The sequence below is a fragment of the Thermanaerothrix daxensis genome, assembly GCF_001306145.1.
Classification (GTDB): Bacteria; Chloroflexota; Anaerolineae; order Anaerolineales; family Anaerolineaceae; genus Thermanaerothrix; species Thermanaerothrix daxensis.
The window spans coordinates 20,596-46,375 of the sequence record NZ_LGKO01000002.1 but is presented as its reverse complement, the minus strand read 5'-3'; the positions used below and the strand labels follow the sequence as shown (position 1 = coordinate 46,375).

Below are 25,780 nucleotides of genomic sequence, written 5' to 3'. Positions count from 1 at the left end.
CCATGCAGCACCTGATCACCATCATTGATAAAGAATGGTCAGAGGTCTTTAAGAACAAAATTGTGTTCTTCACCCTCGTGGTCCTGCCCTTGCTGTTGACCGCCCTTCCGCTGATCAGCCTGCACTTCATCAGCGGAAGCGTTGCGGAGGGCGCCGATGCCGCGGATGTGCCCGAGGCCTTCCTGCTGGCCTGCGGTAGCCTGCCGGCGCGGGATTGCTTGCAGATTTACCTGATTGATCAATTCATGCTCCTCTACATGATGATGCCCCTGATCATTCCCATCACCATCGCGGCCTACAGCATCGTCGGTGAGAAGACCACCCGCAGCCTGGAGCCATTGCTGGCAACCCCCATTACCACCGAAACCCTGCTGGCGGGCAAAGCGCTGGCCGCCGTCATCCCCGCCATTGGGGTCACCTGGCTCTTCTTCGGTATTTTCCTGCTCGGGCTGCCGCTGGTAGGGACGGGGGAGGCAGCGCGGGCCCACGCCCTGGGTACCACCTGGTTGTTGGGCATTTTTGTGGTTGGGCCGCTGATCGCGGTGGCGGCGGTCAATTTTGCGGTCATCGTCTCCTCACGGGTTAACGATCCCCGGGTGGCCGAGCAACTCTCTGCCGTGCTGATCGTTCCCCTGCTGGCTCTTTTCTTCGCCCAGATCATCGGCATCATCATCCTCAACCCCACCCTCATGCTGGGGATGATTGCCATCCTGATCCTGGTGGATATTGCGCTGATCTACCTGGGTGCCCGTCTGTTCCAGCGCGAAACCATTCTCACCCGCTGGCGCTAAAGGAGGTTTTCCCATGTCTCAACGCGTTCAAGCCATACTCACAGGGTTAATCCTGAGCGCAGGGCTGATCATAAGTGCGCTGGCAGCCACCCCCACACCTTCCGTCGAAGGCTACCGGCTGGGACTGCGGCGCAATTTCGGATATGGCGGAGGCAGCCAGATTCGCGGCGATTTTACCCTCAGCCTGATACCCGAGACCGGGGTCAGCCAGGTCACTTTTCTCATGGATGGACAGCCCCTGGCAACCCTCACCGCGCCTCCGTTTCGTTTTCGCTTCAACACTGGCAACTACCCCCTGGGATGGCATGAACTGAGCGCCGAAGTGACGACCACCGATGGGCGCGTACTCCAGACACTTCCACACCGCATTGAATTTGTTAGCGCCGAGGTTGAGCGCCAGGCCATGCTACGCATCGTAGTACCCCTGCTGGGGGGTGTGCTGGTGGTCATGCTGATTGGGGTCGGTCTCCAGATGCTGGCACTGGGTCGCAAGCCAGGGCAAGCCCTGCCCCTGGGCGCGCCGCGTCACTACGGCTTGCTGGGTGGCGCCATCTGCCCCCGTTGCGGCCGTGCCACCCCCCTGCACTGGTGGTCCATCCACGCAGGACCGTACCGCCTGGATCGCTGTGAGGCCTGTGGGGGCTGGAGCGTGATGCGCCGCGCCGCCCAGATGGATTTAGAAGCCGCCGAGCAAGCCGAACGTCAGCAGGTCACCCGCTCCGCCTCATCCGCGACTGCATCGCAGGCGGATGAAGAGCACCTGCGCGAGTTGCTGGATCGTTCGCGCTTTCTGGATTAGCCCGCCTCGGGCGTTTATGCCCCCTCCGCAGGTTTTTCGCCCGCCAGGATCTCGCGCGCGGCTTCTTTCAGGCGTTCCTCCGCCGGCGAGCGCGGCTCAAACTTGTGCGCCAGCCATTCCAACCAGTTCCGGTCCACTTCGCCCAGGCGCTTGCCCTTGTAGCGCCCAAAGGGGATGACCTGCTCACGGGGTGAGAGAACCTCTTCAGGCGGGGACGGCGGCGCCCCTTCGGCAGCGGCTTCGGGCGCCGTCCCCTCCTCCGGGTGACGTGCCCACTCCGGCAACTCGGGGACTCCGATAACGGCGTGCTTCTTTTCATCGTAGTCGCACCATACCTGGGGCAAGCGGTAGAGATAGCGCCCCAGGCCAAAGTCTGAGCAGACGCGCTTGAAGCCCTGAGCATAGGCCGAAGTGAAAGCATTCTCATCTTCCAATGAGGCCTCGCCTACATTGACCCGCGTGATCCCGGCAATGGTCAGCGAGACAATCGCCGCCACCTTCTTCTCCGTCATCACAAACTGCACCGACGAGGTCCACTGCGGGAAGACCTTATCCAGGCGGTCTTCGTAATCGCGCATATCCACATAGGCAGCGGCCAGCGCGCGCTTCTTATCCGCACTGATGGCCTGGGGTTTCCATTCAACAGAGGTGCTGTGGAACGGCACCGCTAATTCGCTCAGGATCTGTTCGAACGTCTTGGGCATATGAACCTCCGTTTAGGCAATCCCTGACGGAATCTCCTACGCTGATCTAATGATAGCATAGCACAGAAACCGCCCGACAAGCCAGCAAAAAACCGCCGAATCACCTGAAACCGGGGTTTCGGGAGAATCCCCCTTATCAGGGGGGTATTGGGATAGGGGCACCGCTTTTCTAGCGCGACTCTTCAAACGGGTCGTACACCGGGTTGGTGCCCGCCCACACGCAGGTCATATGCTCCCAGAAGTTACACTCCAGCCCGCGCGAACAGCGCTTCGAGATCAAGCGTGGTGGCTGATCGGGCAACACTTCCGCCGGATAAACCACCTGCGCCTCTAACGCCACCTCGCACCCGGCCCGTTCGCAAAACTTCACCTTTAGGACTTCCCAACGCCGTTCCGCCATCGCTACCTCTCAACAGGACTCATCTGGTTTATAAGAAGAGGTTTTACATCCTCATTATATAACCCGCCAGGAAGGAAAGCAAATCTTTTAGTCTTGAAAGTACGGGATAAAAGTCCCAATCCCTCTAACCACACCTCAGATATCTGACAATTATCACTTGAACAAGAAAGTTGAGGTTGTTATAATAAGCGTTGGAAAGTCCCACTTTGCTTAGGGGGCGTTTATCCTTACATCTCTTCATACATTCTCAACCCCGGAGGAGGTGGTGCAACGCTCCGATAGGCTCATCTAGAAAGCCCCATTTAACCTTTTAATTTTGGTCCATATCTCACCGTTTCTGCCCTCATCGCACCATCCCCCTTTGGCTGTATCTTCATGATCTTCATACCCTGAACGGAGGTTTCCCATGGCTACATCTAAAGATCTGACCGCTGAGCAAATCTGGACTTGTTCAGCCCGGTGAGCGCCGTTCGGTGGGCGTCATCCATATCGTCATTTTGGCCCTGCTGATCGGCATTGGCTTCGTGGTAGGCGCTTTTGGTAGCATTTCCTTCCCATTGGGCTTTGGCGTCAATTTCTTCTGGACCGGCATCGCCGTGCAGCAGGTCGGAGGAATCTGGTTCGGCGGCTGGGGCGTGCTGGCGGGCGCCATCTTCCCCTTCTTCTCCAACGCCATTGCAGGCACCCCCTTTTACGTTTCGTTGGGGTACGTACCTGCTAATGCCGTCCAGGCTTTCCTCCCTGCTTGGGCCTTCCGCCGCTTTAAGGCAGATCCGCGCTTGAAGAGCGGCCGCGACTACCTCATCCTCTTCCTTTCGATGCTGGTAGCCAATGCCTTTGGCGCCTTGTGGTCTCCGCTGGTCGTTCTGCGCGGCTTTGGCCTGCTGACCACCGAATCGCTGCCCCTGTTTGTGTGGGGTTGGTTTGGCGGCAACATGATCGCGGGCATTGTCTTCAACTTTATCTTGCTCAAAGCGCTCTCTCCCGTGGTCATTCGCACCCCTGCGTTTGTGAAGCGATGGTGGGCTTAGTTGACCGTCTCAGTAGCGCTTGCTGGATGGGGCAATTTTTGCCCCATCCAGCTTATTGGGCAAATAAGATGGATTAACTCTCATAGCGAGAAGGCCATATGAACAAAACCATGCTGGGCTATGTGCCCAAAGAATCCCCCATTTACGCAGTCCACCCCTTTGTCAAGTTGTATTTCCTCCTCATTGTTAGTTTGTTTCCCATGTTTGTGGCCGCACCGGAGTGGAATTTCCTCCTGCTGGTGATCATCCTGGGACTGATGGTCATCAGCCGGGTAGATATCCGCATCGTGCGCATCTACATCCCGGTAGCGATCTCCATGGGAAGCATTATTTTGATCTCTTACACCATTCTGGGAGGACGCCACCCCGAGTTTCAGGTGGTTTTCAACTTGTTTGGGCTTCCCATCTACTGGGAACGCATTCGGGATGCCCTGGTGGTCTATTTTCGCATCCTGCCCATGATCGCGACCATGGTGTTTTTCCTCAGCACCTCCCGCGAGCGCGACATTATTGTGGCCATGCGCACGATTCGTTTGCCCTTCGTGGTCACCTACGTCTTTGCCATGGCCCTGCGCGCTGCCGGCATGGTGCTGGAAGACTTCCAAATTGTGCGCCAGGCCGAACAAGCGCGCGGCTTCGATACCACCGGCAAGCCGCTGACGTACAAAATTCGCAAGTACATTATGTACATGATCCCGCTCTTCGCGCTTTCGCTGCGTCGCTCGGAAGAATTCACCAATGCCCTGGTCGCACGCGGCTATGCCTTCACCGGCGAAGCCAGTCGGGTCAAACGCGCCGATTACATCCTGACCCACTATACGTTCAAACCCCATGACTTTGTCTTCACGGCCATTATCACTCTGGCCTTCATTGCCCTGTTGGTTGCCCGCTATGGGTTTAATTATTTTGGGCTGGATGATTCCTGGTTTATTCGCTGGTTATACTCCGTCCTGGTGTGAATTGAGGGAGGCCATTGTGTCAGCGATCATTGAAATCCGTGATTACTCCTGGCAATATCTGAATACTGAGAACCCCGCATTAAACGGCATCAATCTAGACATCTACGAAGGAGAGTTTGTCGGTATCATCGGCCCTAACGGAGCCGGCAAGACCACCCTGGCGCTTTCCCTGGACGGCTTGATTCCCGGCCAATACCACGGGGTCAAGCAAGGCACGGTCAAAGTGATGGGCAAAGAAGTGGAAGCCTACCCGCGCGGGGAATTACAACGCCAGGTTGGCGTGGTGTTCTCAGATCCCGAGGCCCAATTCACTGCCATGACGGTAGAGGATGAACTGGTGTTTGGGCTGGAAAACCTCGGTCTGAGCATTCCCGAGATCCGGGAGCGCCTGGAATGGGTAACCGAACTCACAGCGCTCAAATCCCTTCTTCCCAAACCGCCTTATGAAATCTCCGGCGGCCAGAAGCAGCGCGTGGCTCTGGCGGCGGTACTGGCGATGATGCCCAAGATCATGGTGCTGGATGAACCCACTTCAATGCTCGATCCCGTCAGTCGCAAGCGCATTTTTGAGGTCTTGGGCCGCCTTAAGCGCGAACAGAACAACACCGTCATCGTCATCGAGCACAGCCTGGAAAACCTGATCCCCCTGGCGGACCGCATGATTTTGCTCTCCGAAGGCCAGGTGGCTCTACAAGGACCGACGCGGACCTTCTTTCAACAAATTGCTCTCCTGCTCGAGAAGGGCATCTACCCACCGGAAGCCATGCAATTCTTTTACCGCCTTGTCCAAAGGCAGTGGTACAACGGCGATCTTCCGCTCACCCTGGACGAGGCTGCTGAGAGGCTGGAACACGTTTTGATGCCTCGCCATTCCACTTATCAAGGATCGTAACAGGCGATGATGGAAACAACTCAACCTTACATTCGCGTTGTTCACCTCACCTACGATTACCCCGATGGCACACGTGCGCTCACCGATGTCAACCTGGAGATTCACGAGGGAGAATTTTTAGCTCTGATCGGGCAAAATGGATCGGGAAAAACGACGCTCTCTAAGTGTCTGAACGGTTTGTTAAAACCTACTCAGGGAGATGTCATCGTAGATGGCTTAAACTCCAAAACCACCCCCATTGTCCAGATGGTCAAACGGGTGGGGTATGTGTTTCAAAACCCCGATCATCAGCTCTTCAACAGCACCTGCTGGGATGAAATTGCCTACGGCCCGCGCAACATTTTACTGCCCGAGGACGAGGTCAAAGAACGCGTCATCGAAGCCGCACGAGTGGTGGGTTTACCCGAGGCTTACTTTGAGTCTCATCCCTTCTTCCTCTCCAAAGGATTGCGCCAACGCGTGGCCATTGCCTCCATCCTGGCATTGCGCCCCAAGGTGATCATTGTGGATGAACCCACCACCGGCCAGGATGCCCGTCAGTCGTTCGAGATCATGGAATTCCTCAAGGACCTCAATGAAAACCACGGCCATACCATCATTATCATCACCCATGATATGCCCATTGTGGCGCATTATGCCCGCCGCGTGGTGGTCATGGGGCTGGGGCGCGTCCTGGCCGATGGTCCAACCGCCGAGGTCTTCAAGCAGCACGAGGTGCTGGCTCAAACCCATCTTGAACCGCCTCAAATTACCCAACTGGCCCAACGCTGCCAACACCTGGGCTTCGATCCCGGCACGCTGACCGTGGAACAGATGCTTGAGCAGTTTCAGCGTCTGATCGGCGCCTGATCACTCTGAGAATTTTTCTGTGTGCCAGGGCTATCGGCAAATCCGATAGCCCTTTTTCTGATTTGAAGGCCAACCCAACCTTTTGGGGGGAGAATGTATATTACTTATAGAAATACAGAAAGCCTGACCGAGGAGTTTGATGGAAGAAAATGAAGCCATCCAACGCTTGAAGCAAGGAGATATCAGCGGGTTGGAGTACTTAGTAAGGCAATACCAGACCAAGGCCATCCGCAGCGCGTATTTGATCGTGCGGGATGTAAACCTGGCCGAAGACATTGTTGAAGAAGCCTTTCTACAGGTCTATCGGTGCATCCACCAATTTAACGCTCAGCGCGCTTTTGAGCCTTGGTTCATGAAAATTGTCCTCAACATGTCTCGGCGAGCGGCCCACAACCGTAAACGCTATTGCTCCTTGGAGGATGAAAGTAATGAAGAAAGGCGGGTACACAATCCCCCCGAATTTAAGCGGCCTGAAGAGTCCCTCGAATACACAGAGTTGCTCAATGCCTTGTGGCAAGCCCTCGGCGCGCTCACCCCAGAGCAGCGAACTGCACTTGTGCAACGCTATTACCTGAACTTAAGCGAAGCGGAAATTGCCTCACATTGGGGAATTGCCCTGGGCACCCTCAAGTGGCGGCTTCATATTGCACGCAAACGCCTACGCCAATTTTTACAACGAGAGGAAATCAACCCCGAATAAAAACTGGAAAGACAGAAAGGAGATTTGAGTATGAACGATCAATCCTTACAAAAAGCGCTTCACAAATTAGCCTCTCAAAGGGTTTCTAAACCTGTGGACCTGTGGCCCAGGCTCAGCAAGCGGCTTGAAAATGAAACCCCATCTCGGCAAATGTCCAAATTTCTCGTTCGTTGGGGCTGGATTGGGATTGTTGTGATAATCTTCGGTTTGCTGGCTTTTGCCGTCTCTAACCCCAAGGTCCAGGCTGCCGTTCCCTTCATTACCCGGGTTTTCCAATCCGATGATCGGTTAAGCACCATTGATGTCAGTCGCGGGGTACAGCTTGACTTAAAACAGAAATGGGAAGGAGTTGACCTGAGCGTGAAATGGGTCTACGCTGATGAGAAGTATGTGCTCATCGGATACCTTTTGCACAGCCCACAGGAGGAACGTTATGAGCCCTATCGTGAGCAGTTGAAAGGCACTTCATGCTACACCTGGGAAGGAACCTATGGCTTTGTAGGAGAATCGGATTTCCTCAATCTGCGTTCTTCCTCCAACGAAACGGCCTACCTGGCTATTTTCAAGAATACATGCAGACGGGTTCCCACCAGTCTCCACTTCTCGGTGTATGCAAAAAGATCGCTTGTTTCCCTGATCCCATCCGAAAATAGCACACCCCCCTCTAATAATGGCTTGCAGATACTCAACCCCATCTCTGCGCCCCCACCCATTGGGCCGTTTGAATTCGAATTAACTCTGCCGTCACCTTAGAGGGTTTACCCTAAACTCCTTCTCTAACGTAGCCGAGCCTACACGCTCGGCCATTCCATTTTTACTTTATGAGGGAGTGTGTTGAAATTTTCCCCACCAGGGTAAAATAGAGTTCAGCTCACGAAACGGGAACTTTCAAGCGGGGGTGTGCGTTATATAAAATAGGTGATCGGCCAGAAACTCTTCCCCCACCTCTCGACCAGAGGAGACTCTATGAGTGAAATCGAAACCCTCCCCCCTTCGCCTGAAGCGACACGCCGACGCTGGCGCTTTGAATGGATCCCCGCCCTCTTCCTCCGTCCGCGCCGCACCCTGCAAAACCTTCGCGAGCAAGAAAACGCCACGTGGATCACCCCCATGGTGGTCCTCACCCTGCTGGCACTCTTCCTGACCCTGGCCAGCGCACCGGCGCGCCAGCAACAGGCTCAGGTGGTTTCCGAACTACCGCCAGATTTTCAATACTGGCCCCAGGAGCAGCAACAGCAATATTTTCAAGCCCAACAGCAACGCGCTAACCCCCTTTTCGTGATTGTGTTTCCGGGACTGGCCAACCTGGCCGGTGTATGGCTGCCCTGGCTGATCCTGAGCAGCCTGCTCCACCTGGCACTGACCCTGGGTGGGAGCCGCGGCAATGGCATCACTACGTTCAATCTGGTGGCCTGGTGCAGTCTCCCCCTGGCTCTGCGCTTCCTGGTCCAGGGAATCGCCCTCCTCATCACCCGCCAACCGATTAATGCCCCCGGACTCTCCGGCTTTCTTCCCGCCGATGCTACCGGCCTGGTTCTGTACGGGCGCGCACTTCTGGCCCAGGTAGACCTGTACTGGTTGTGGATGGTGGGCCTTTTGCTGATCGGGACGCCCCTTTTTGCCGGGATCCAGCGCTCCAAAGCCCGGCTGCTCACCCTGCTGGCGGTGATCCTCACCCTGGGCTTGCAGGCCCTGCCGGGCTACTTTTCCGCCCGCTTGAGTAATTTGTTTGTCACACGTCCGTTCTTTTTCTAGCCGGGCCACGGATATGAGCGAATCCATCCTGATCGCCATTCGCGGTTTGCGCAAAGTCTATCCAATGGGGAAACAGCAGGCGGTACAGGCACTGGCCGGGGTAGACCTGGACATCCCGGCAGGCAGTTTCACCGTGATCATGGGGCCTTCCGGCTCGGGCAAATCCACCCTGCTCCACCTGGTCGGCGGGCTGGATCGGCCAACTGCAGGCAGCATCCAGGTTAACGGACAGCGCCTGGAAACGCTGGATGAGAACCAGCTGGCCGAATACCGGCGTAAAATGGTTGGCTTCATCTTCCAGGCTTTCAACCTGGTTTCCTCCATGACAGCGCTGGAAAACGTGGCCTTTCCCCTGCGCTTCTCCGGGGTACCGCCAGCGCGTCGCCGTCAGATGGCGCTGCATCTCCTGCGCCAGGTTGGCCTGGAAAATCGCGCCCATCATCGTCCCACCGAACTCTCCGGCGGGCAGCAGCAGCGCGTCGCCATCGCCCGCGCTCTGGCACATTCACCGCGCATCATCTTGGCCGACGAACCCACCGGCAACCTGGATACGGCCAGTGGCTACAGCATCATGCAGTTGCTCTCTGAACTACACCGTGCCGGCCACACCATTATTGTGGTCACCCACGATACGCGCATGCACCGCTTTGCCACCCACCTGGTCTACCTACTGGACGGGCGGGTGGTGACGCGCGAAGATTACGAAGCCGCGGCCAACTTCGCCGCGCTTGCTCAAGGAGGACCTGCCACATGAAGCGTTTGTTCTCATCCTCTCCCTGGCTGATACTGGCCCTGAGCCTGATGCTGTTGATACCATCCTACCCAATTTTTGCCCAGTCCAGCCCCCTCACCATTACCCCCGATGCCACGCAGAAAAGCGGCCCCACCGGCAGTGTGGTCTTTTACACCCTGACGGTTGTTAACACAGGGGGTACCGACCTGAACCTGAAAGTGGTCACCCAGGGGCTGAACACCTGGGCAGTTACTACCGACCCTCTCACCTTCACCCTCCCGATCGGGGGGCAGAAGGACGTTATCGTCGCCGTAGCCGTGCCGGCTACCGCCACCAACGGCGCTACCGAAGTCACCACGGTCCAGTTTCTGGATGCCACCACCGCAACCGGCCTGGCAAGCGTTGCCTTGACCACCCAGGCCGTGGTTCCGCCCACTCCAACCTACCCGCCTAGCGGGCGCCCTCTGGTGGTCATGGAATCTTACGGCATTGAAGAAGGCGGTCCAGTCACGCCCGGACAGGAATTCGGGCTGCGCCTGCGCATGGCCAACGTGGGCCTGGGCGCTGCGAGAGATATCATCTTCACCTTTAGCGGAGAGGGCTTTTTGCCTCTTAACACGGGCGGCATGCGCACGTTGAGCGGTCTGGCCCCGAACGAGCGTCAGGATGTGGTTCAGCGCTTTCTTGCCAGCCCCACCCTGAGCGGCACTCTGGCCACCCTTACCGTGAACGTGACTTACAATGACCCGGCAAGCACAGCGTACACCACCACACTCACCATCACCATTGACCTCAAACCCCCTTATTATGCTTCAGGACCGGCTCGACCAACCGCCACCCCGACGGCCATCAGTCGCCCTCAACTGGTAGTGATGGGCTACCAGAGCAGTGTAGACCCCTTACAACCGGGTTCCACCTTCGCGTTGGATCTGGAAATTCAAAACCTGGGCAGCAGCAATGCGCGCAACGTAGCCATGATCCTGGGGGGCGGCACCCCCAGCAGTGATCAAAGCGGGACGCCCGGGCCAGGGGGAATCTCCGCCAGCGGGAGTGACCTCTCAACTTTTGCCCCGTTAGGTAGTTCCAACATTGTCTATCTGGGGGATGTGCCGCTGGGACAAACGCTCAAGACCACCGTGCAACTGATCGTCAACGTCAACGCCAACCCCGGCGCCTATCCCTTCAAAATCTCCTTCGTTTACGACGATGAAAAGGGTAACCGCCAGGTCAATGACCAGGTGATCACGTTGTTGGTGTACTCACTGCCTCAGATTGAGGTGGGTTTCTACCGCGATCCGGGCCCGTTCCAGGCAGGTATGCCCACCGTGCTGCCTCTGCAGGTCACCAACCTGGGGCGCAAATCGGCTGTGCTGGGCAATATGAAAGTAAGTGCCGAAAACGCCGACCTGAGCAACAACGTTTCTCTGGTGGGCGCCCTGGAGCCAGGCGGTTACTTCACTCTGGACGTTAACTTCACCCCCTTCCAGCCTGGTCCCCAGGACATCATTGTCACAATCACCTACACCGATGATTTCAACCAACCCCGCACCATCACCCAGAGCCTGCCCATCGAAGTGATGGAAGCCCCGGTGATGGAAACGCCAATGTTCCCCGGGGAAGGGGGCTTACCGGCTGAACCCTCAGCTCCGGAAACTTTTTGGGATATCGTGTGGCGCTTCATTAAGGGGCTGCTTGGCCTGGGCAGCGGGCGCCCACAGCCCACACCCATGGTTCCGGAAATGCCGCCAGAAGAGATGCCCGTACCGCTACCTGCCAGGCCCGGTGGTAAGGGATAAATAAATTAGCGCGCAGTGTGGGATAAGGAATAAAAAACCATGCGCTTTGGCGATCTACTCAATCTGGTACTTTACAATCTGGGACGGCGCAAAGGGCGTGTAGCCCTGACCACCCTGGGGGTCATCATTGGGACCGCCGCTGTGATTTTGTTGGTCTCACTGGGCCTGGGATTACAACGCAACGCCACCAGTCAGTTGTGGGGCATCAGTGATCTACGCCGCATTGAAGTTTACCCTAACTATGGCGGTGGCGAGGGTGGCCCTGTTGCGGTAGCCATTGGGCCGGGTGCCATCGGTAGTAGTAGCCCAAGCGGGCAAAAATTGCTGACCCCGGCTGCTATCGAGGAGATCCGCGCGTTGGAAGGGGTGGAGTATGCCATCCCTCGCAACTGGGTGGGCGTCAGTGCTGTGCTCAAAGTGGGTCGCCTGGAAAATTACCCCTCTCTGCTGGCGGTAGACACGGATGACCTGGCCATCTTCGATTACCCCCTTGAAGCGGGCACCACTCGCCTTGAACGCGGCACAGCCATCATCGGCAGTTGGGCGGCGCGCCAGTTCTATGACCCCCGCCAGCGCCCCGGCCAGGAACCCCCTCCCCAACCGGATCTGCTCAACCAACAAGTGCGCCTGGTCTTGCAAAAGTGGACCCAAGACGGTCAGATGGTCACCAAAACGGTCAATCTGCGCATCGTGGGCATTCTGGCCGAGAGCCGCAGTGAAGCCGATGGCGCCCTCTTTGTGCGCATGGACGAGGCAACCGCCTGGGAAGAGTGGGCACGCGGACAGCGCATCAACCGCAACCGGGAGGGGTACAACATGCTGATCGTCCGTGCCCGCGACCCCGATCGCGTGCTGGAACTGGCCGATCAGATCAATGCCATGGGGTACATGGCCTCCACCCCCCAATCCTTCGTCCAGGGGATTAACAACTTCTACCTGGTCTTGCAGTTAATCTTCGGTGGCGTGGGCGCCATTGCCCTGCTGGTGGCCGCCATCGGCATTGCCAACACCATGACCATGGCCATCCTGGAACGCACCCGCGAAATCGGATTGATGAAGGCACTGGGCGCCACCAACCGTGATGTGCTGAGCATCTTCCTGGGTGAGGCCGCGGGAATCGGCTTCCTGGGTGGGCTGGGGGGCGTCCTCATCGGGTGGCTGGGCAGCGCCATGCTGAACGTGGTGGCCATTACCTACCTGGCGAGCCAGAGCCAGGGAGGACCGCCGCCGACAACGGCCACTTTCACCCCCCTGTGGCTTCCGCTCTTTGCCCTGGCCTTCGCCACCCTCATTGGACTGATCTCGGGCCTTTACCCCGCCCTGCGTGCCGCCACTTTGGTACCGGTCAACGCACTAAAATACGAATAGCCTCCCCTGCCTCCAGAGTGCATTACAATTGGAGCCAAATGCCCGGTATACGCAGGTCGGGCCAAAGCACGCCTGGAATCATCGTATGAGCCGCTCTCCTTCAATGCGCCACCACCTTACCCTCATGGGGCCTCATCTGATCTTTTTACTGGGACTGGGGCTGATTAGTTTAGTAATCCTGGAAAACTTGCCGGGAGTGGACATCCTCCCCTTCACAAACTGGAAAGCCTTAGGAGGCGGGGGATTGGTACTGGCACTTCTGGCGTTCCTGTTGACCTACTCACCGCTCCAACGGACCTGGATCTCTCTGTGGCACGTCCCGGCTGAAGAAGTCCATGCTTATCACCATAGCGCCGCCTTCCGCATATTAGATTCCCTCTGCCTTGGGCTGGCTTATTTGGGATGCTGGGGGGCTTTTCTCGCTCTGAAAAAAACCTACGGGTGGAGTGATTCACCCCGGGCATTTTATGACACCTATTCCTACGTAGCCGTAGCCGAAAAGCCTCTGACCTCTTCTGCGTTCTGGATCGCTGATCGCTCCTTTACCCTACCGCTCTTCTACAAGATGTTGGGGGTCAACACTGCAAACTACGGAGATGCCGGCATTATGGCCCGAGTGGCCCTGGTGCAGCGCTGGTTTTCGGTCGTTGCCTGGAGCATACTCGCCAGCGTTGTCGCCATGGCATTACGCAACCGTTGGGTGCGTCTGGTTGGATTCGGCTTGATCCTTTGCTTTAGCCTCAGCCTGGAAGTCAGCCTGTGGGATTTCCTCCTCCTCTCCGAATCGCTTTCGCTTTCGCTCCTGGCGTTAACATTGGCTGGCTGGCTAGGGCTTTTGCTACTCCTCGAATCTCTACAACGCCCACCTCATGGGGCCACAGCAGGACTGACCCTGGTGATTGCGGTGTTGATGGGGCTCTACAGTTTCACCCGCGATACCAACCTTTACTTCTTGCTAATTGGGGCGGCAGCCCTCGCAGCATTGACAATGTTGAAAAGAGTCACTTTACACCTACGCTGGCCTCTTATCGGGTTAACCCTGTTCATACTGGCACTATTCGCATTCCAAAATTTCACACTCATTCACGGCAACCGTTGGCAAATTCACATTTACGACAATCTCAAAGTCCGCATTATACCCAACCCTAGTGCACGCGCGTTTTTTGTTAACGCTGGCCTTCCGCTTACCCCTCGCTTCTTAGAGATTCAATCCCTTTCCCAACGTGATTACCAAAAAGCCATGTTCACTGAGCCCGCACTCCAATCTGTTCGCGATTGGGTTGAACAAAAAGGGCGTGCCACCTATCTGGCTTACCTGCTTTCGCGTCCTCTACCCACCCTGATCGAACCCTTGCAACAGGCCTTCCACCTGCTCAATGGCGATAATCGGGAATATCGCCGCCCCTTGGATGCCTTGCCCCAGCGCCTCTTACTGATTGACCGAATCCTCTATCCCCGCCAGATGACGGTTCTGCTCATCTTCATTGGACTAAGCCTGGCAAGCCTGGTGGGGTATTGGACCGGGAAAAATCTCCGAGCGCTCGGGTGGGTCGTGTCTGTGCTTCTGGTCAGTCTCTACCCCTTGATGCTCATCACCTGGCATGGGAATCCGCTCGAGATTGAGCGTCATGCCACCCAAATCGGCGTCCAGTTGCGCCTGATGGGATGGCTGACCTTACTTGTCTGGGGCGATTGGGTGGCATCACAAAGACGGAAATGGTGCCCTTTCGTTCTTAAAGCCCACCCACCCACTCACACCCCCTAATCCGGCGCAGGCGTGGCCTCCAGTGGGCACTGCATGATGTAAAAGCCTACCTCGGGGAGGACCCTGACCGTGCGAAAGCCCAGCCGTTCGTAGAGCGCTTTGGCGCGCCGATTGGATTCATGCACCCCCAGTTCAATGGCCTCCACCCGACCCCGATATTGTGCCATCAAATGCTTCAACGCTTGGGTGCCGATGCCCTGCCCCTGGTAGGCAGGGGCCACCACAATGCCGTGCAGGTGCACCACCCGCTCGCGCTCTTCGATCCAGTACGCACCGACTTTTTTCCCCGCACGGTAGATGCAATATACCCAACCCACCCCTCGGGCTCGTTGGGTAAATTCTTCCCACGACCAGCCCAGTTTCTCCAATGTCGGATGCACGTAGTCGGCAGCCTCCTGGCGCATCAGTTCCAGGAATTCGTCAATTTGCTCATCCTTTGCCAGTTCAAAAGTTAACGTCGCTTCCATCGCCCATGCCTCCCCGGATAACCTGTCCAAACAACCCGCCCATCGCCATTGTAGCGCATTTACCCCCGCAAGATTCCCCTCAATTTTGCCCGCCGGCGTATTACTCAAAATGCAGGGATGAACGTTGGGGAGGAGGGCGAGCCTAAGAAAAGACAGCCAGGCCGCGGAAAAGCCCCGTTTCCACTCACCCGGTGAGGGCGGCTGTTAACGCTTGAGCAAGAGGATCACAGGTCATCGTGCAAGGCTTGTGGGTGTTCATCCATCCAGCGCCCGTAAGCCGCAATGATGCGATGAAAATCCCCCAGATTCTCCTGGGCAATTTGATAGAGTTCCTCTTGCCCAATCTCATGGTAGAAATGCACCATGCGGTTGCGGTATCCCGCCATTATGCGCAAGATTTGCCCCTCTTCGGCGGATAGAACACCCACACGCTGTAATTCAACCGCAATTTGCTTGTATTCTGTCACGCCAATCGCGAAGCCTTTGGCAAGGATGTACCGCCCCACATCCAACAAGGCTTCCAACGCGCGGCGCAAGCAAGATTCGAGTGCATCAAGATTGCGCTCATCAGAGAAAAAGGTTTCGCGATTCTCCAACGGCAAAGCCCGGATCCGGGCCAGCAATTGCTCCACCATGGCAAGACGATCAAGGACAATTCGACGAGAGACTTTACCAGGCCTCATTTAAGCCGTTCCTCGATCAAGGCCAAGCGTTCACGTTCCAGTGGAATTAAGTCCCCCGCCCGTCGTAAAACGAACAGCTCATATTCATCGGCCAGGTAGACATCGCGCTCATACAGACGCTCCCCGCGAACGATATTGGCCGCCAAAAAGGGATCGGCTTCGGGCAGGACGATCAGATCAACGCGGTTGACCCCGAAGAAATCCTCCAGCAAAAGGGTTAGTTCGGCTTTCTCGCGGGCGCTGAGTGAGCGGGCGGGCAACACACCAATATCCAGATCGCTGTCGCTGGTCAACATCGGTTGGTTTTCCAATACAAATCTGCCTGCCTCGCGTCCACGGCTACCAAAGGCATATAAAATCTCTATAGAAAATTGCCTGCACAAATCGGCAAGTTGTTGTTTGTAGAGCATATGCATAATTATATAACAGGTACGCGGTCTGGGCTTCGATCTGCGGCTTTCCGGTTGGCGCGCAGAGAAGTGAAAAACCAGCCAGGAATTTTTGAGCAGCGCGGTTCCTCAGCACCCGCTTTGGTCGGGACTAATCGGTCCTTCCGGGACCTCTTGAACCACTTCATGCCCTGTGCGAACAGCCCGATTTTAGGCGGTGCCATTCACACCTCAACTTAGGCCCGAGGAACCTCCCGCCAGTTTAGCAGACTAAAGTTTCCGGCTTTGAGGCTCGTTTATTCCCAAGGTCCCGACGTCGGTTCAAGAATCAGATTACCCCTTGACAGGGGCCTTTCTCTGCCTATAATATATGAAGAATTGTTCATGTATTCATTGTATCTACAAGAGGAAAGCATGGGAAAAAATGGGGTTTCTCCCCACTGTGAAGATAATCAAATCCACGAATCGTTGGTGCGCCAGGTGCAGGCTAGTTTGCTGGATGGGCTGACGGCCACCCGCCTGGCTGAGGTCTTCGCCGCCTTGAGCGATCCCAGCCGCGTGCGCCTGTTGGCGGCACTGGCCGAGGCCGAGCTGTGCGTTCACGATCTGGCGGCGGTCCTGGGGATGAGTCAGAGCGCCGTCTCACACCAGTTGCGCCTCCTGCGCGCCCTGCACCTGGTACGCTACCGCAAAGAAGGGCGCACCGTGTTCTACGCCCTGGATGACGAACACATCCGCGATCTGCTTGAACGCGGCCTGGAGCACATTCGCCACCAAACCCCCTCCCCATCCATTGCTGAGGAGCGCCCACATGCCTGAACATCGCTATCGTCTTTACGGCTTAGATTGCGCTGATTGCGCTCGTGAGGTTGAACATGCTCTTTATGATCTACCCGGCCTGCATCGGGTGCAGGTAGATTTTGCCAGTGGATGGCTCTCCCTGGAAGGAGAAACCATCCCCACCTCGGAAGTGGAGCGGCGGGTGAGCGCCTTGGGTTATCGGCTTGAAATGGCCCCATCTCCACAAGCCGCACGTCCTAAACGGTCAGGTGGCTTTTTGGGTTACCTTCTTGTCACCCCTGAAACACGTCTGACGCTCTGGGGGGCACTCCTGCTGATCATCGGGCTCGCCTTGCTGCTCTGGCCCACACTGCGCCCGCTATCCTTATGGTTCCAGGCGGCGGCACTGCTCCTGGCCGGCTATCCGCTGGCCCGTCATGCCTTGATGGGATGGCTTTACAGCCGTGAACTCGGCATCAACGCCCTGATGACCCTGGCGGCTGTTGGGGCGGTGGTCATTGGGGAAATGACCGAAGCGGCCACCCTGGTGGTCCTCTTTGCGTTGGCTGAGGCCCTGGAGGGCTACACCACCGAGCGCACCCGGCGTACCCTCGACAGCCTGCGCTCCCTGCTACCCGAAGAGGCCCTCCGCCTCACTCCTGAAGGCGAGGAGCGCGTTCCGGTCACCAGTCTGCGAGTGGGAGACCGCGTGCGCATCCGCCCAGATGACCGCATCCCCGTAGATGGGCGCGTACGCGCGGGGAACAGCGAGGTCAACCAGGCGCCAATTACCGGGGAGAGCCTGCCGGTAGAAAAACACCCGGGCGACGAGGTCTTCGCCGGCAGCATCAATGGACGGGGCAGCCTGGAAATTGAGGTCATTCGCCCTGCCCACGAGAGCGCCTTGCAGCGCATCCTGGCGGGCGTCATGGAAGCCCAGGCGCAACGTCCGCCCTTCCAGCGCTTTGTGGACCGGTTCGCACGCTATTACACTCCCGCTGTGGTGATCTTGGCCGTGCTCATCGCTACCCTGCCCCCCCTGTTCTTTAGACAGCCCTTTCTCAATCCCCCAGAAGGTGGGCGCGGCTGGCTTTACCGCGGTCTGGCTCTACTGGTCATCGCCTGCCCATGCGCCCTGGTCATGAGCACCCCCATCACCTACTTCAGCGCCCTCACGGCTGCCGCCCGGCGTGGCATTCTCATCAAGGGAGGCCGCCACCTGGAAGCCCTGCACCAGGTCCGGGTGGTCGCTTTTGATAAAACCGGGACGCTCACCCTGGGCTCGCCGCACCTCACCCGGGTGCGCGCGGTGGACTGCCGGGGAGGCGAGCGGTGCGACCGCTGTGACGATCTACTGGCATTGGCAGAAGCCATGGAACGTGAGAGTCGCCACCCCCTGGCACGTGCAGTATTGCAGGCCGCAGTGGAACGCGGTCTAGAAAGGCAGCATCCACCCGCGCAGGCGGTCACACTACTGCCAGGTCTGGGGCTGAAAGCCCGCTTCAACGGCCATGAGGCGCTTCTGGGCAACCATCGCTGGTTTGATGAGGCCCATCCTCATCCCGAAACGCTTTGCCAGGAGGTCCGCACGCTGGAAGCCCACGGCCATACAGCCGTGCTCCTCCAATTCGACGGTCAGGTGCGCGGTTATCTAACCTTCATGGACCGCCCTCGCCCCGAAAGCCGCGCCACGGTTGCCTGGCTGCAGCGCCATGGACGGCATACTGCTCTGCTAAGCGGCGATCAGCCTGCCGCCGCCCGGACGATTGCACACGCTCTGGGGATAGGCGAGGTGCACGCGCCGCTGCTCCCCGCAGAGAAATTGCAGGCACTGCGCGAATTGCGCCAGCGCTACGGCGCGGTGGCCATGGTCGGGGATGGCGTCAACGATACCCCCGCCCTGGCCGCGGCTCAGGTAGGGATCGCCGTTGGGGGTGCACACAGTGCTCAGGCCATGGAAACCGCCGACGTGGTCCTGATGAACGACACCCTCAAGCCCCTGCCGTTTCTCTTTCGCCTGGCCGATCTCACCTACCGCCTGGTACGTCAGAATGTGGCTTTCAGCCTGGTCACCAAGTTAGCCTTCGTCCTGCTAGCCGCCCTGGGACAGGCCACGCTGTGGATGGCCGTGCTGGCCGACATGGGTGTCTCACTGCTGGTGGCCATCAACGGCATGCGCCCACTTGGCCTGACGATGCCCACGGACGAGCCCTGAAAGCATTCTCACCCCACCTGGAGCACAGCCTGGCCGTTGAAACGGCTGTGTTTCAGGTCATCCAGTGCCTGATTAAGCGCCTCAAATGGGTAAAGGGTCACCGCCGGGCGAATGGGAATCTCCGCAGCCAGGCGCAGGAATTCCACGCCATCCTGACGGGTGGCATTGGCCACACTACGCAAGGTGCGCTCGCCGTAGATCAACGGATAATCCAGGCGCGGGATGGGTGTCAGATGCACGGCATTGATCGCCAGAGTGCCGCCCGGGCGCAGTTTCGCCAGGGCCAGGGGGACAATCTCACCCACCGGGGCAAAGGTGATGGCACGATCCAGCGGGTGTGGAGGCGTCTCCCCGGCCCCACCCGCCCAGGCCGCTCCCAATTCCAGGGCATGCCGGCGGTGGGCCTCTGAGCGGGTGAAGACGTAAACCTCACACCCCCAATGACGGGCCACTTGCAACACCAGATGCGCGCTGGCCCCAAAACCAAATAGCCCCAAGCGCTCGCCGGGCTGGACCTCTGCCTTGCGCAGCGACCGGTAGCCGATGATTCCGGCGCAGAGGAGCGGCGCGGCTTCCACGTCACTGAGCACGTCGGGCAGTGGAAGTACGAATGCTGCTTCAGCCACCATCCATTCGGCAAAGCCGCCCCCTACCTGTAGGCCGGTGAAGCGTGCCGAGGGGCACAGATTTTCCTCCCCCCGACGGCAAAAATCGCATTCGCCACAGGCCCAATGCAGCCAGGGCACCCCAACACGCTGACCCACCTGCACCCCCTCAACTCCCTCTCCTCGTGCCACCACCTCGGCTACCACCTGATGCCCTGGGATCACCGGATAAGCCGGGGGGACGAGATCGCCTTCGGCAATGTGCAGATCGGTGTGGCACACACCACAGACACGCACCCGCAACAGCACCTGTCCGGGACCGGGTTGGGGCGTTGCAATTTCTGCAATTACCAGGGGGTGGGTTTCAATTGGAGCGGGCCGGACCACTTGCCAGGCTTGCATGGCTCACCTCCACAAGTCAGGAAACAAAAAGCCCCCTTTTGGGGGCCAGAGCGGGCGATGGGACTCGAACCCACGACCTTCTCCTTGGCAAGGAGACGTTCTACCAACTGAACCACGCCCGCAATCCTGCTGCGCTTCAAAGTATAGCAAGAAGTCAAAGAATCGTCAATATCTCTGCGCCGGGCTTTTATGGGCTTTCGTAGCAACAGACCTCCGCAGGGTTGCCTTCGATATCCCTCAAGGCAAACAATGCGCGCCACCGCTCAATGCTTTTTTGCAGGATCAGGCGTCCCTCAAGCCCATAGGAAAGCCGGGACTACTCCCAGGGAGCAGAACCCGGCTTTTATCCACAGACCCCTCCTAATACTCTATCACCCGCGGCAATTGCTTGGCCTGGGCCACCCAGTCTTCCACCTGTGAGAGGGTGGGCAACCGACGCACCAATTTCTTCTCTTTATTCACTTCAATCAATTTATTGAACAGATTCTCGGGATTGCGCTGGGCCAGTTCGGGCACACTATCCACCCCGGCCTCTTCCAGCAAATCGGCGTATTCCGAACCGATCCCCTTTATGCGAAACAGGTCCAGGTGATTGACCCATTCCAGGATCAACTTCTCCGAAATGCCCGCTTTTTCGGCCAGTTCTTTGCGCCCTTTTGGCGTTGAACCGGCCTTGAGCAGTTTGTCCGTGGTGTCAATGCCTATGGCTTCCAATTTGCGGGCATAGGCTTCCCCGATGCCCTCGACATAAATTAATTTTGCCATCTTATCCTCCTTTGCCCCTGAAAAGGGCGATTCCTGGTTTAGGCCCCCCTGCCTGTCATCCAGGGGCTTATTTTCATTATAGTGAAGCCCTAAAAGAAAGCAAGTCAATCCGATTTGATATATTCAAACAGGGGTAAAAGCCGGTTTACCTGCGCCGGAGTCCCCAATTCAGCAGGAAAAAGCCCCCGATCAACCCAAGCCATCCCGGAAGGATCCAATTGGCTCCCCGGTTTCGGAGCACGAAGAGACCCGCCATGACTCGCCTTAGAACCGATTGAAGATCGAAGAAGCGGTGAGTGATGCGCATGGCGAGGTATCATCCCACCGCGCCCCCAACAAAATGCAAAAATGGGCACCCCCATTCCCGCCCCCACACAAAGCACATCGAGAAGCCCATAGTGAGCCAGCCCCTTGCTCGTGCTTATGGAAAAAATACGGCTCATGGTTTCCCCAATTTCAGGGGAAGGGCCTTCTGGCGAAAAGGCGTCCTCAAAACCTCAACGCACGCGGCGCACCTTGAGGCGCAGGCCCTCAACGCCGACTACCTCCACCCGCGCCCCCACCGGCACCGGCGCTTCGCCCTCCACCACCTCCGCCGTCCACAACTCGCCCTCCAGCTGGATATTACCCACCGGGTCGAGAGGCTCGCGCACCACACCGTGCTTGCCCACCAGAGTTTCCTTGCCCATGCCAGGCGGCAGGCGCAAGGCGCGCAGGGCAAAGCCTACAATGGTGAGGAAAGAAACTGCCACAATGATTGCCGTTCCCACCACCAGAGGGATGGAAATGCGGGGAAAGCCGGGCAGACGCACCGAATTGAATAGAATCAACGCTCCGGCAATGAAAGACGCCACGCCGGCTATCGTCAGCGCACCGGAGAACCCCACCTTGACTTCCAGCACGAATAGTACAAACGCCATGATGATGAAGAGCAACCCAAACAAATTGACCGGCAGCAACCCTAGGCCGTAAATCGCCAGCGCCAGGCAGACCACACCAATAAACCCGGCCACCCACCCACCGGGATTCGAAAGCTCAATCAAGATGGCCTGCACCCCAATGGTCAGCAGCAGAAAGACAATGTTGGGATTGGTGAGCAATTGCAGCGCTTGCTCCACCAGCGTCAGACCAAGCGGGCGCACCACCGCATTCTGAGTGCGCAGCGTACGCGGGGAATCCAGAACGGTCACGGTATAACCATCCAACTGGCGTAGCAGGTCGTTCAGGTCGGTGGCGATGAAATCTACCAGCCCCACCCGTAGGGCTTCTGAGGCAGATGCCGCACGCGCTTTTTCAATCGTATCCTCCGCCAGGGCAATGGCCTCGGCAGGGCGGCGCTCGGCTAGCGAACGCGCCGTAGCACGCAGGATTTCCTTTTCTTTGGTGGCCAGGGTCTCGCCCAGTTCCTCCCCCTGAGCACCCACCGGGCTGGCCGCGCCAATTGCCGTTTCGGGAGCCATGGCGCTGGCATGCCCGGCCAGAGTAATCAAGGTGCCGGCACTACCGGCCATTGCACCGCGCGGAGCCACGTAAACCACCACCGGCACCGGGCTGCCCCGAATGATCTGGATGATGCGATTCATCAGGTCAATACTGCCACCGGGGGTATTTAATTGCAGCACCAGCAATTCTGCCCCCTCGCGCTGCGCCGTCTCCACACCGCGCTCAATGTAGCCCACCAATACCGGAGTTAGGGGGCCTTCAGCGGTCAACACCAGGACCAGGGGCTGCTCCCCAGAAGGTTGGGCCGCCACCGGCGCCGTGGGCATCACCACCAACCCCATCCAACCCACCACCCATAAAGCCAGTACAAGCCAGAATCGGCGCATTGCCTGCTCCTTTCCGTATCTCAATTATAGCCGCTGACGCCCCTACCACCAATAGCCCTACCGACTGTGTCGAACCTATCCGCCATGCGCTTTCCGGGGCTAAGGGCAGGCTGGGTGGCAATAAATCGCCTACCGTTCCCCCAGCACATGCAAAAGTTTCTCCGCCGTCGGCGCTTTGCGCTCCCGGCTCGCCTATGCTATACTCATTTTGACCCACAGGGTCACCCTGAATCACCCCAAGGAGAGGAGTTACCATGCAGAACACCGTCCGTGATTGGATGAACGATCTGGTTGTCTTTGTGGATCCGGAGGTGACCGTCACCGAAGCCCTCAAATTGATGCGCCGCCGTTACGTCAACAGCCTGATCGTCCGAAAGACCGAAACCAACCCCGAATATGGCATTGTGACCTCCATTGACATTTGCGATAAAATCGTGGCCCACGGGCGCAACCCCTCCGAACTTAAAGTGCGTGAGATCATGACTACTCCCCTCATCACCGTGCCAAAGGACGCCACCGTGCAGGACTGCGCCAGGTTGATGATGGAAAAGCGCATTCACCATCTTCCGGTCGTTGACGAACATGGCAACGTGATTGGCATGATATCCGCCACAGATTTTCTCTTCATTGCCGAGACCATGGGGCATGGAGGCAGCGACCGCGCTTTCTCCTGAGCCACGGACTTCTGCCCAAACGACTTGGGCTCTCTGATTAAAAAGATTAAAAACCCACTGCCGGGGTTGGCCATTTGCCATAAAAACCCCGGCAGTTCGTTTATAATCATCAGGCATGATGCGGCACGCAATTCTCCGCTTCCTCATCCCCGGCCTGCTCCTGTTGGGCTGGTTGGCTTCTGCTCCTCAGGTACAGGCGCAGGCCGGTAGTGCCCAGGCGATCATAGACCTGGTCAATCAGATACGCACTGCCAACGGGCTGCCTGCCCTGATCGTGGACCCCATCCTCATGGCCACCGCCCAGGCGACCGCAGAGACCATGGCAAGCAGCGGCATTTGCGCCCACATCGGCAATGTCAGCGGGCGGGTGGCAGCCGCCGGCTATGGCGGCGGCGCCACCGTCTTTGCCACCGAAAACATCTCCTGCGGTTACAACCGCACGGCGGAGCAAGTAGTCTACCAGGACTGGGCAGATGCCTCCCACATGCTGCCCATGACCAACGCCAATTACGTGCACGTAGGAGCGGGGGTGGTGCAAGCCAGTGATGGACGCACCTACTACGTCTTGCACGCAGCCTACTTTGCCGGTGCCGCCAGCGGTTACACACCGCGCGCACCGGCCACGGGCGCCACCGGTGCGAGCACACCCCAGATCATCATCCCGGTCCAGACCGTGACTCCCCAGGCTGATGGCTCGATGATCCATAAAGTCCAGCCCGGCCAATCCGCATGGAGCATTGCCATTGCCTACGGCGTCAAAATCGCGGATTTGATTGCCCTCAACCGCTTGGCACCAACCCCCATCCTCTGGGCCGGGCAGGACCTCATTGTACGCCCCTCCTTCACCCCTACCCTCTCACCCACCCCAACCCGTACTCCCACTCTCACGCCAACGCCTACCCCCCGCCCATGGTTGCCTGCGAGTGTGCTCAATGATCCCGATCAGCGCCACAACCTGGGCTGGGGATTGCTGATCATCAGTGCGCTGGGGCTGGCAGTGGTAATCGGTTCCAGTTTACGCGGGCGCAAGTAAAACCTTGCAAGTTATCCTTGACGATAAACGCTCAAAGCGCGCGCCCTGGCCAGCGCATGATCCACGATGGGCAGAGGGTAATCTTGCCCCACCTGCACCCCCAACCGTGCCTGCAAATCGGGCGGCATCGTCCAAGGTGCATGCACATAAGCAGCGGGCACGCGAGCCAGTTCCGGCAGCCACCGGCGGATGAAGCGTCCCTCCGGGTCAAACTTGCGGCCTTGCAGGACGGGGTTGAAGATGCGGAAATAAGGGGCAGCATCCGTGCCCACCCCCGCCGTCCACTGCCAACCGCCGTTATTGGCAGCCACATCGCCATCCACAAGGTGCTGCATGAACCAGCGTTCTCCCGCCTGCCAGTTGATTAGCAGGTCTTTGACCAGGAACGAAGCCGCTATCATTCGCCCACGATTGTGCATCCAGCCGGTGGCCTGTAACTGGCGCATGCACGCATCCACGATGGGGTAGCCCGTACGCCCGGCTTGCCAGGCGCCCAGATCCTCCGGTGCTTCGCGCCAGGGCAGATGGCGAAACTGAGGGCGAAACGCCTCACGGGTGACGTGGGGAAAATGGTAGAGGATGGCCTGATAAAACTCGCGCCAGATAATCTCATTGACAAAGGCCTCTACGCCGTGCCGTGCGGTCGGATGCTCTAAGGCCCACTCCAGCGCCTCATGCACCACCTGACGTACCGAGAGCATCCCGAAGCGCAGATACGGGGAAAGGCGCGAAGTACCCTCTAGGTCCAGGCGGTTGCGTGCCCTGGCATAATCACAAATGCTATCCTCCAGAAAAGCGCGCCAACGACGGCGTGCCTCAGCCTCGCCGGCAGGAAACAAAGCGGGCGGGGGAAGCACGGGTAGGGACTCTCCCGGCAGGCGGGGCAGGGTAGGCCAGCGGGCAGGCACCTCGCCCAGCGGTCGAGGCAACGGAAGGGCCTTCCAGGCTTTGCTGAAGGGGGTGAAAACGGTATAAGGTTCACCCTCCGCCTTAATCACATTCGAGGGGTGATGCACGGTCAACCCAAGAACACACTGCAAGGGCAAAGCGCGTGCCACCCGGGCATCCCGCTCTCGGGCATAGGGGGTGTAATCCTCCTCGGCGAAAATGCGCTCGGCACCGCTTTCGGCCAGCACCTGATGTAAAACCTCGCCGGGGTCCCCTCGACGCACCAGCAGGTAGGCGCCCCGTGCCCGCAGATCCGCCTCCAGCGCACGCAAGCCCGCCATGAGAAACCCCAGGCGCATTGGGGCGGTAAAGCGGTTCCGGAGCAGGCGAGGGTCAAGGATGAAGAGCGGCAGTGGGGCATACCCTTCGCGTAGCGCGGTTGCGAGGGCGGGGTTATCGCTCAGGCGCAGGTCGCGGCGAATCCACCAGATGGCAAGCGGCATCTCCT

Annotated in this window: 26 protein-coding genes and 1 tRNA gene; 17 read left to right on the top strand and 10 right to left on the bottom strand. The window is 58.2% G+C overall.

Features of this window, described 5'->3' with window-relative positions; translation table 11 throughout:
• Positions 1–2 precede the first annotated feature (2 nt).
• Complete coding sequence (locus SE15_RS00235) at positions 3–791, top strand: ABC transporter permease subunit (protein ID WP_054520115.1); 789 nt, start codon at positions 3–5, stop codon at positions 789–791.
• A gap of 13 nt (positions 792–804) precedes the next feature.
• Positions 805–1,590, top strand: coding sequence for an Ig-like domain-containing protein (locus tag SE15_RS00230; protein WP_054520114.1), 786 nt, complete (start codon positions 805–807; stop codon positions 1,588–1,590).
• 14 nt (positions 1,591–1,604) lie between these two features.
• On the opposite strand, the gene SE15_RS00225 is transcribed toward SE15_RS00230, so the two are convergent.
• Both SE15_RS00225 and SE15_RS00220 read right to left on the bottom strand, forming a co-directional pair.
• Positions 1,605–2,294 (bottom strand): hypothetical protein, encoded by a 690-nt coding sequence (locus SE15_RS00225; RefSeq protein ID WP_054520113.1) that lies wholly within the window; start codon positions 2,292–2,294, stop codon positions 1,605–1,607.
• A gap of 169 nt (positions 2,295–2,463) precedes the next feature.
• Positions 2,464–2,694 carry a hypothetical protein gene (locus SE15_RS00220; protein WP_054520112.1) on the bottom strand — a complete coding sequence of 77 codons (231 nt, stop codon included), beginning with the start codon at positions 2,692–2,694 and terminating at the stop codon, positions 2,464–2,466.
• A 473-nt stretch (positions 2,695–3,167) separates the two neighbouring features.
• On the opposite strand from SE15_RS00220, the gene SE15_RS00215 reads away from it, so the two are divergent.
• The 11 genes from SE15_RS00215 (at position 3,168) to SE15_RS00165 (ending at position 14,542) form a co-directional block, all read left to right on the top strand.
• Positions 3,168–3,725 (top strand): hypothetical protein, encoded by a 558-nt coding sequence (locus SE15_RS00215; RefSeq protein WP_054520111.1) that lies wholly within the window; start codon positions 3,168–3,170, stop codon positions 3,723–3,725.
• A gap of 98 nt (positions 3,726–3,823) precedes the next feature.
• Positions 3,824–4,684, top strand: a complete 861-nt coding sequence (locus SE15_RS00210; RefSeq protein WP_054520110.1) for an energy-coupling factor transporter transmembrane component T family protein — start codon at positions 3,824–3,826, stop codon at positions 4,682–4,684.
• Positions 4,685–4,700: 16 nt separating this feature from the next.
• Positions 4,701–5,576 carry an energy-coupling factor ABC transporter ATP-binding protein gene (locus SE15_RS00205; RefSeq protein ID WP_054520109.1) on the top strand — a complete coding sequence of 292 codons (876 nt, stop codon included), beginning with the start codon at positions 4,701–4,703 and terminating at the stop codon, positions 5,574–5,576.
• A 6-nt stretch (positions 5,577–5,582) separates the two neighbouring features.
• Entirely contained in the window at positions 5,583–6,425 is an 843-nt protein-coding gene (locus SE15_RS00200; RefSeq protein ID WP_201778028.1) for an energy-coupling factor ABC transporter ATP-binding protein, read from the top strand.
• A 139-nt stretch (positions 6,426–6,564) separates the two neighbouring features.
• A complete protein-coding gene (locus SE15_RS00195) occupies positions 6,565–7,125 on the top strand; it encodes an RNA polymerase sigma factor (protein ID WP_054520108.1) in 561 nt (186 codons plus the stop codon).
• Positions 7,126–7,155: 30 nt separating this feature from the next.
• Positions 7,156–7,878 carry a hypothetical protein gene (locus SE15_RS00190; RefSeq protein ID WP_054520107.1) on the top strand — a complete coding sequence of 241 codons (723 nt, stop codon included), beginning with the start codon at positions 7,156–7,158 and terminating at the stop codon, positions 7,876–7,878.
• A 213-nt stretch (positions 7,879–8,091) separates the two neighbouring features.
• Complete coding sequence (locus tag SE15_RS00185) at positions 8,092–8,880, top strand: YIP1 family protein (RefSeq protein ID WP_054520106.1); 789 nt, start codon at positions 8,092–8,094, stop codon at positions 8,878–8,880.
• A gap of 13 nt (positions 8,881–8,893) precedes the next feature.
• The gene (locus SE15_RS00180) at positions 8,894–9,634 is read left to right on the top strand and encodes an ABC transporter ATP-binding protein (RefSeq protein ID WP_054520105.1); all 741 of its coding nucleotides are present in this window, start codon (positions 8,894–8,896) and stop codon (positions 9,632–9,634) included.
• The gene (locus SE15_RS00175; protein ID WP_054520104.1) at positions 9,631–11,409 is read left to right on the top strand and encodes a COG1361 S-layer family protein; all 1,779 of its coding nucleotides are present in this window, start codon (positions 9,631–9,633) and stop codon (positions 11,407–11,409) included. The genes SE15_RS00180 and SE15_RS00175 overlap by 4 nt, the downstream gene beginning before the upstream one ends.
• A 39-nt stretch (positions 11,410–11,448) precedes the next feature.
• A complete protein-coding gene (locus tag SE15_RS00170) occupies positions 11,449–12,777 on the top strand; it encodes an ABC transporter permease (RefSeq protein ID WP_054520103.1) in 1,329 nt (442 codons plus the stop codon).
• Between the two features lie 85 nt (positions 12,778–12,862).
• Positions 12,863–14,542, top strand: coding sequence for a hypothetical protein (locus tag SE15_RS00165; RefSeq protein WP_152965484.1), 1,680 nt, complete (start codon positions 12,863–12,865; stop codon positions 14,540–14,542).
• Here the strand turns inward: SE15_RS00165 and SE15_RS00160 are convergent.
• The 3 genes from SE15_RS00160 to SE15_RS00150 all read right to left on the bottom strand — a co-directional run bounded on the left by SE15_RS00160 (position 14,539) and on the right by SE15_RS00150 (position 16,102).
• Positions 14,539–15,009, bottom strand: coding sequence for a GNAT family N-acetyltransferase (locus SE15_RS00160; RefSeq protein WP_054520101.1), 471 nt, complete (start codon positions 15,007–15,009; stop codon positions 14,539–14,541). The genes SE15_RS00165 and SE15_RS00160 overlap by 4 nt on opposite strands.
• A gap of 224 nt (positions 15,010–15,233) precedes the next feature.
• A complete protein-coding gene (hepT, locus tag SE15_RS00155) occupies positions 15,234–15,692 on the bottom strand; it encodes a type VII toxin-antitoxin system HepT family RNase toxin (RefSeq protein ID WP_054520100.1) in 459 nt (152 codons plus the stop codon).
• Positions 15,689–16,102 (bottom strand): nucleotidyltransferase domain-containing protein, encoded by a 414-nt coding sequence (locus SE15_RS00150; protein ID WP_152965483.1) that lies wholly within the window; start codon positions 16,100–16,102, stop codon positions 15,689–15,691. Before SE15_RS00150 ends, hepT begins: the two co-directional genes overlap by 4 nt.
• 393 nt (positions 16,103–16,495) lie before the next feature.
• On the opposite strand from SE15_RS00150, the gene SE15_RS00145 reads away from it, so the two are divergent.
• Complete coding sequence (locus tag SE15_RS00145; protein ID WP_054520098.1) at positions 16,496–16,900, top strand: ArsR/SmtB family transcription factor; 405 nt, start codon at positions 16,496–16,498, stop codon at positions 16,898–16,900.
• A complete protein-coding gene (locus SE15_RS00140; RefSeq protein ID WP_054520097.1) occupies positions 16,893–19,076 on the top strand; it encodes a heavy metal translocating P-type ATPase in 2,184 nt (727 codons plus the stop codon). The genes SE15_RS00145 and SE15_RS00140 overlap by 8 nt, the downstream gene beginning before the upstream one ends.
• An 8-nt stretch (positions 19,077–19,084) precedes the next feature.
• Here the strand turns inward: SE15_RS00140 and SE15_RS00135 are convergent, their stop codons facing one another.
• The 4 genes from SE15_RS00135 to SE15_RS00120 form a co-directional block, all read right to left on the bottom strand.
• Positions 19,085–20,083, bottom strand: a complete 999-nt coding sequence (locus tag SE15_RS00135; protein WP_054520096.1) for a zinc-dependent alcohol dehydrogenase family protein — start codon at positions 20,081–20,083, stop codon at positions 19,085–19,087.
• Positions 20,084–20,132: 49 nt separating this feature from the next.
• Positions 20,133–20,205, bottom strand: a tRNA-Gly gene (locus SE15_RS00130).
• A gap of 238 nt (positions 20,206–20,443) precedes the next feature.
• Positions 20,444–20,848, bottom strand: coding sequence for a DUF4332 domain-containing protein (locus tag SE15_RS00125; RefSeq protein WP_054520095.1), 405 nt, complete (start codon positions 20,846–20,848; stop codon positions 20,444–20,446).
• A 497-nt stretch (positions 20,849–21,345) separates the two neighbouring features.
• Entirely contained in the window at positions 21,346–22,677 is a 1,332-nt protein-coding gene (locus SE15_RS00120) for an NfeD family protein (RefSeq protein WP_054520094.1), read from the bottom strand.
• Between the two features lie 254 nt (positions 22,678–22,931).
• Here SE15_RS00120 and SE15_RS00115 point away from each other — a divergent pair, with 254 nt between their 5' ends.
• Positions 22,932–23,351 (top strand): CBS domain-containing protein, encoded by a 420-nt coding sequence (locus SE15_RS00115; protein ID WP_054520093.1) that lies wholly within the window; start codon positions 22,932–22,934, stop codon positions 23,349–23,351.
• 115 nt (positions 23,352–23,466) lie between these two features.
• A complete protein-coding gene (locus SE15_RS00110) occupies positions 23,467–24,384 on the top strand; it encodes a CAP domain-containing protein (protein ID WP_083461581.1) in 918 nt (305 codons plus the stop codon).
• A gap of 11 nt (positions 24,385–24,395) precedes the next feature.
• Here SE15_RS00110 and SE15_RS00105 read toward each other — a convergent pair whose 3' ends face one another.
• Positions 24,396–25,775 carry a cryptochrome/photolyase family protein gene (locus tag SE15_RS00105; protein WP_054520091.1) on the bottom strand — a complete coding sequence of 460 codons (1,380 nt, stop codon included), beginning with the start codon at positions 25,773–25,775 and terminating at the stop codon, positions 24,396–24,398.
• Between the last annotated feature and the right edge of the window lie 5 nt (positions 25,776–25,780).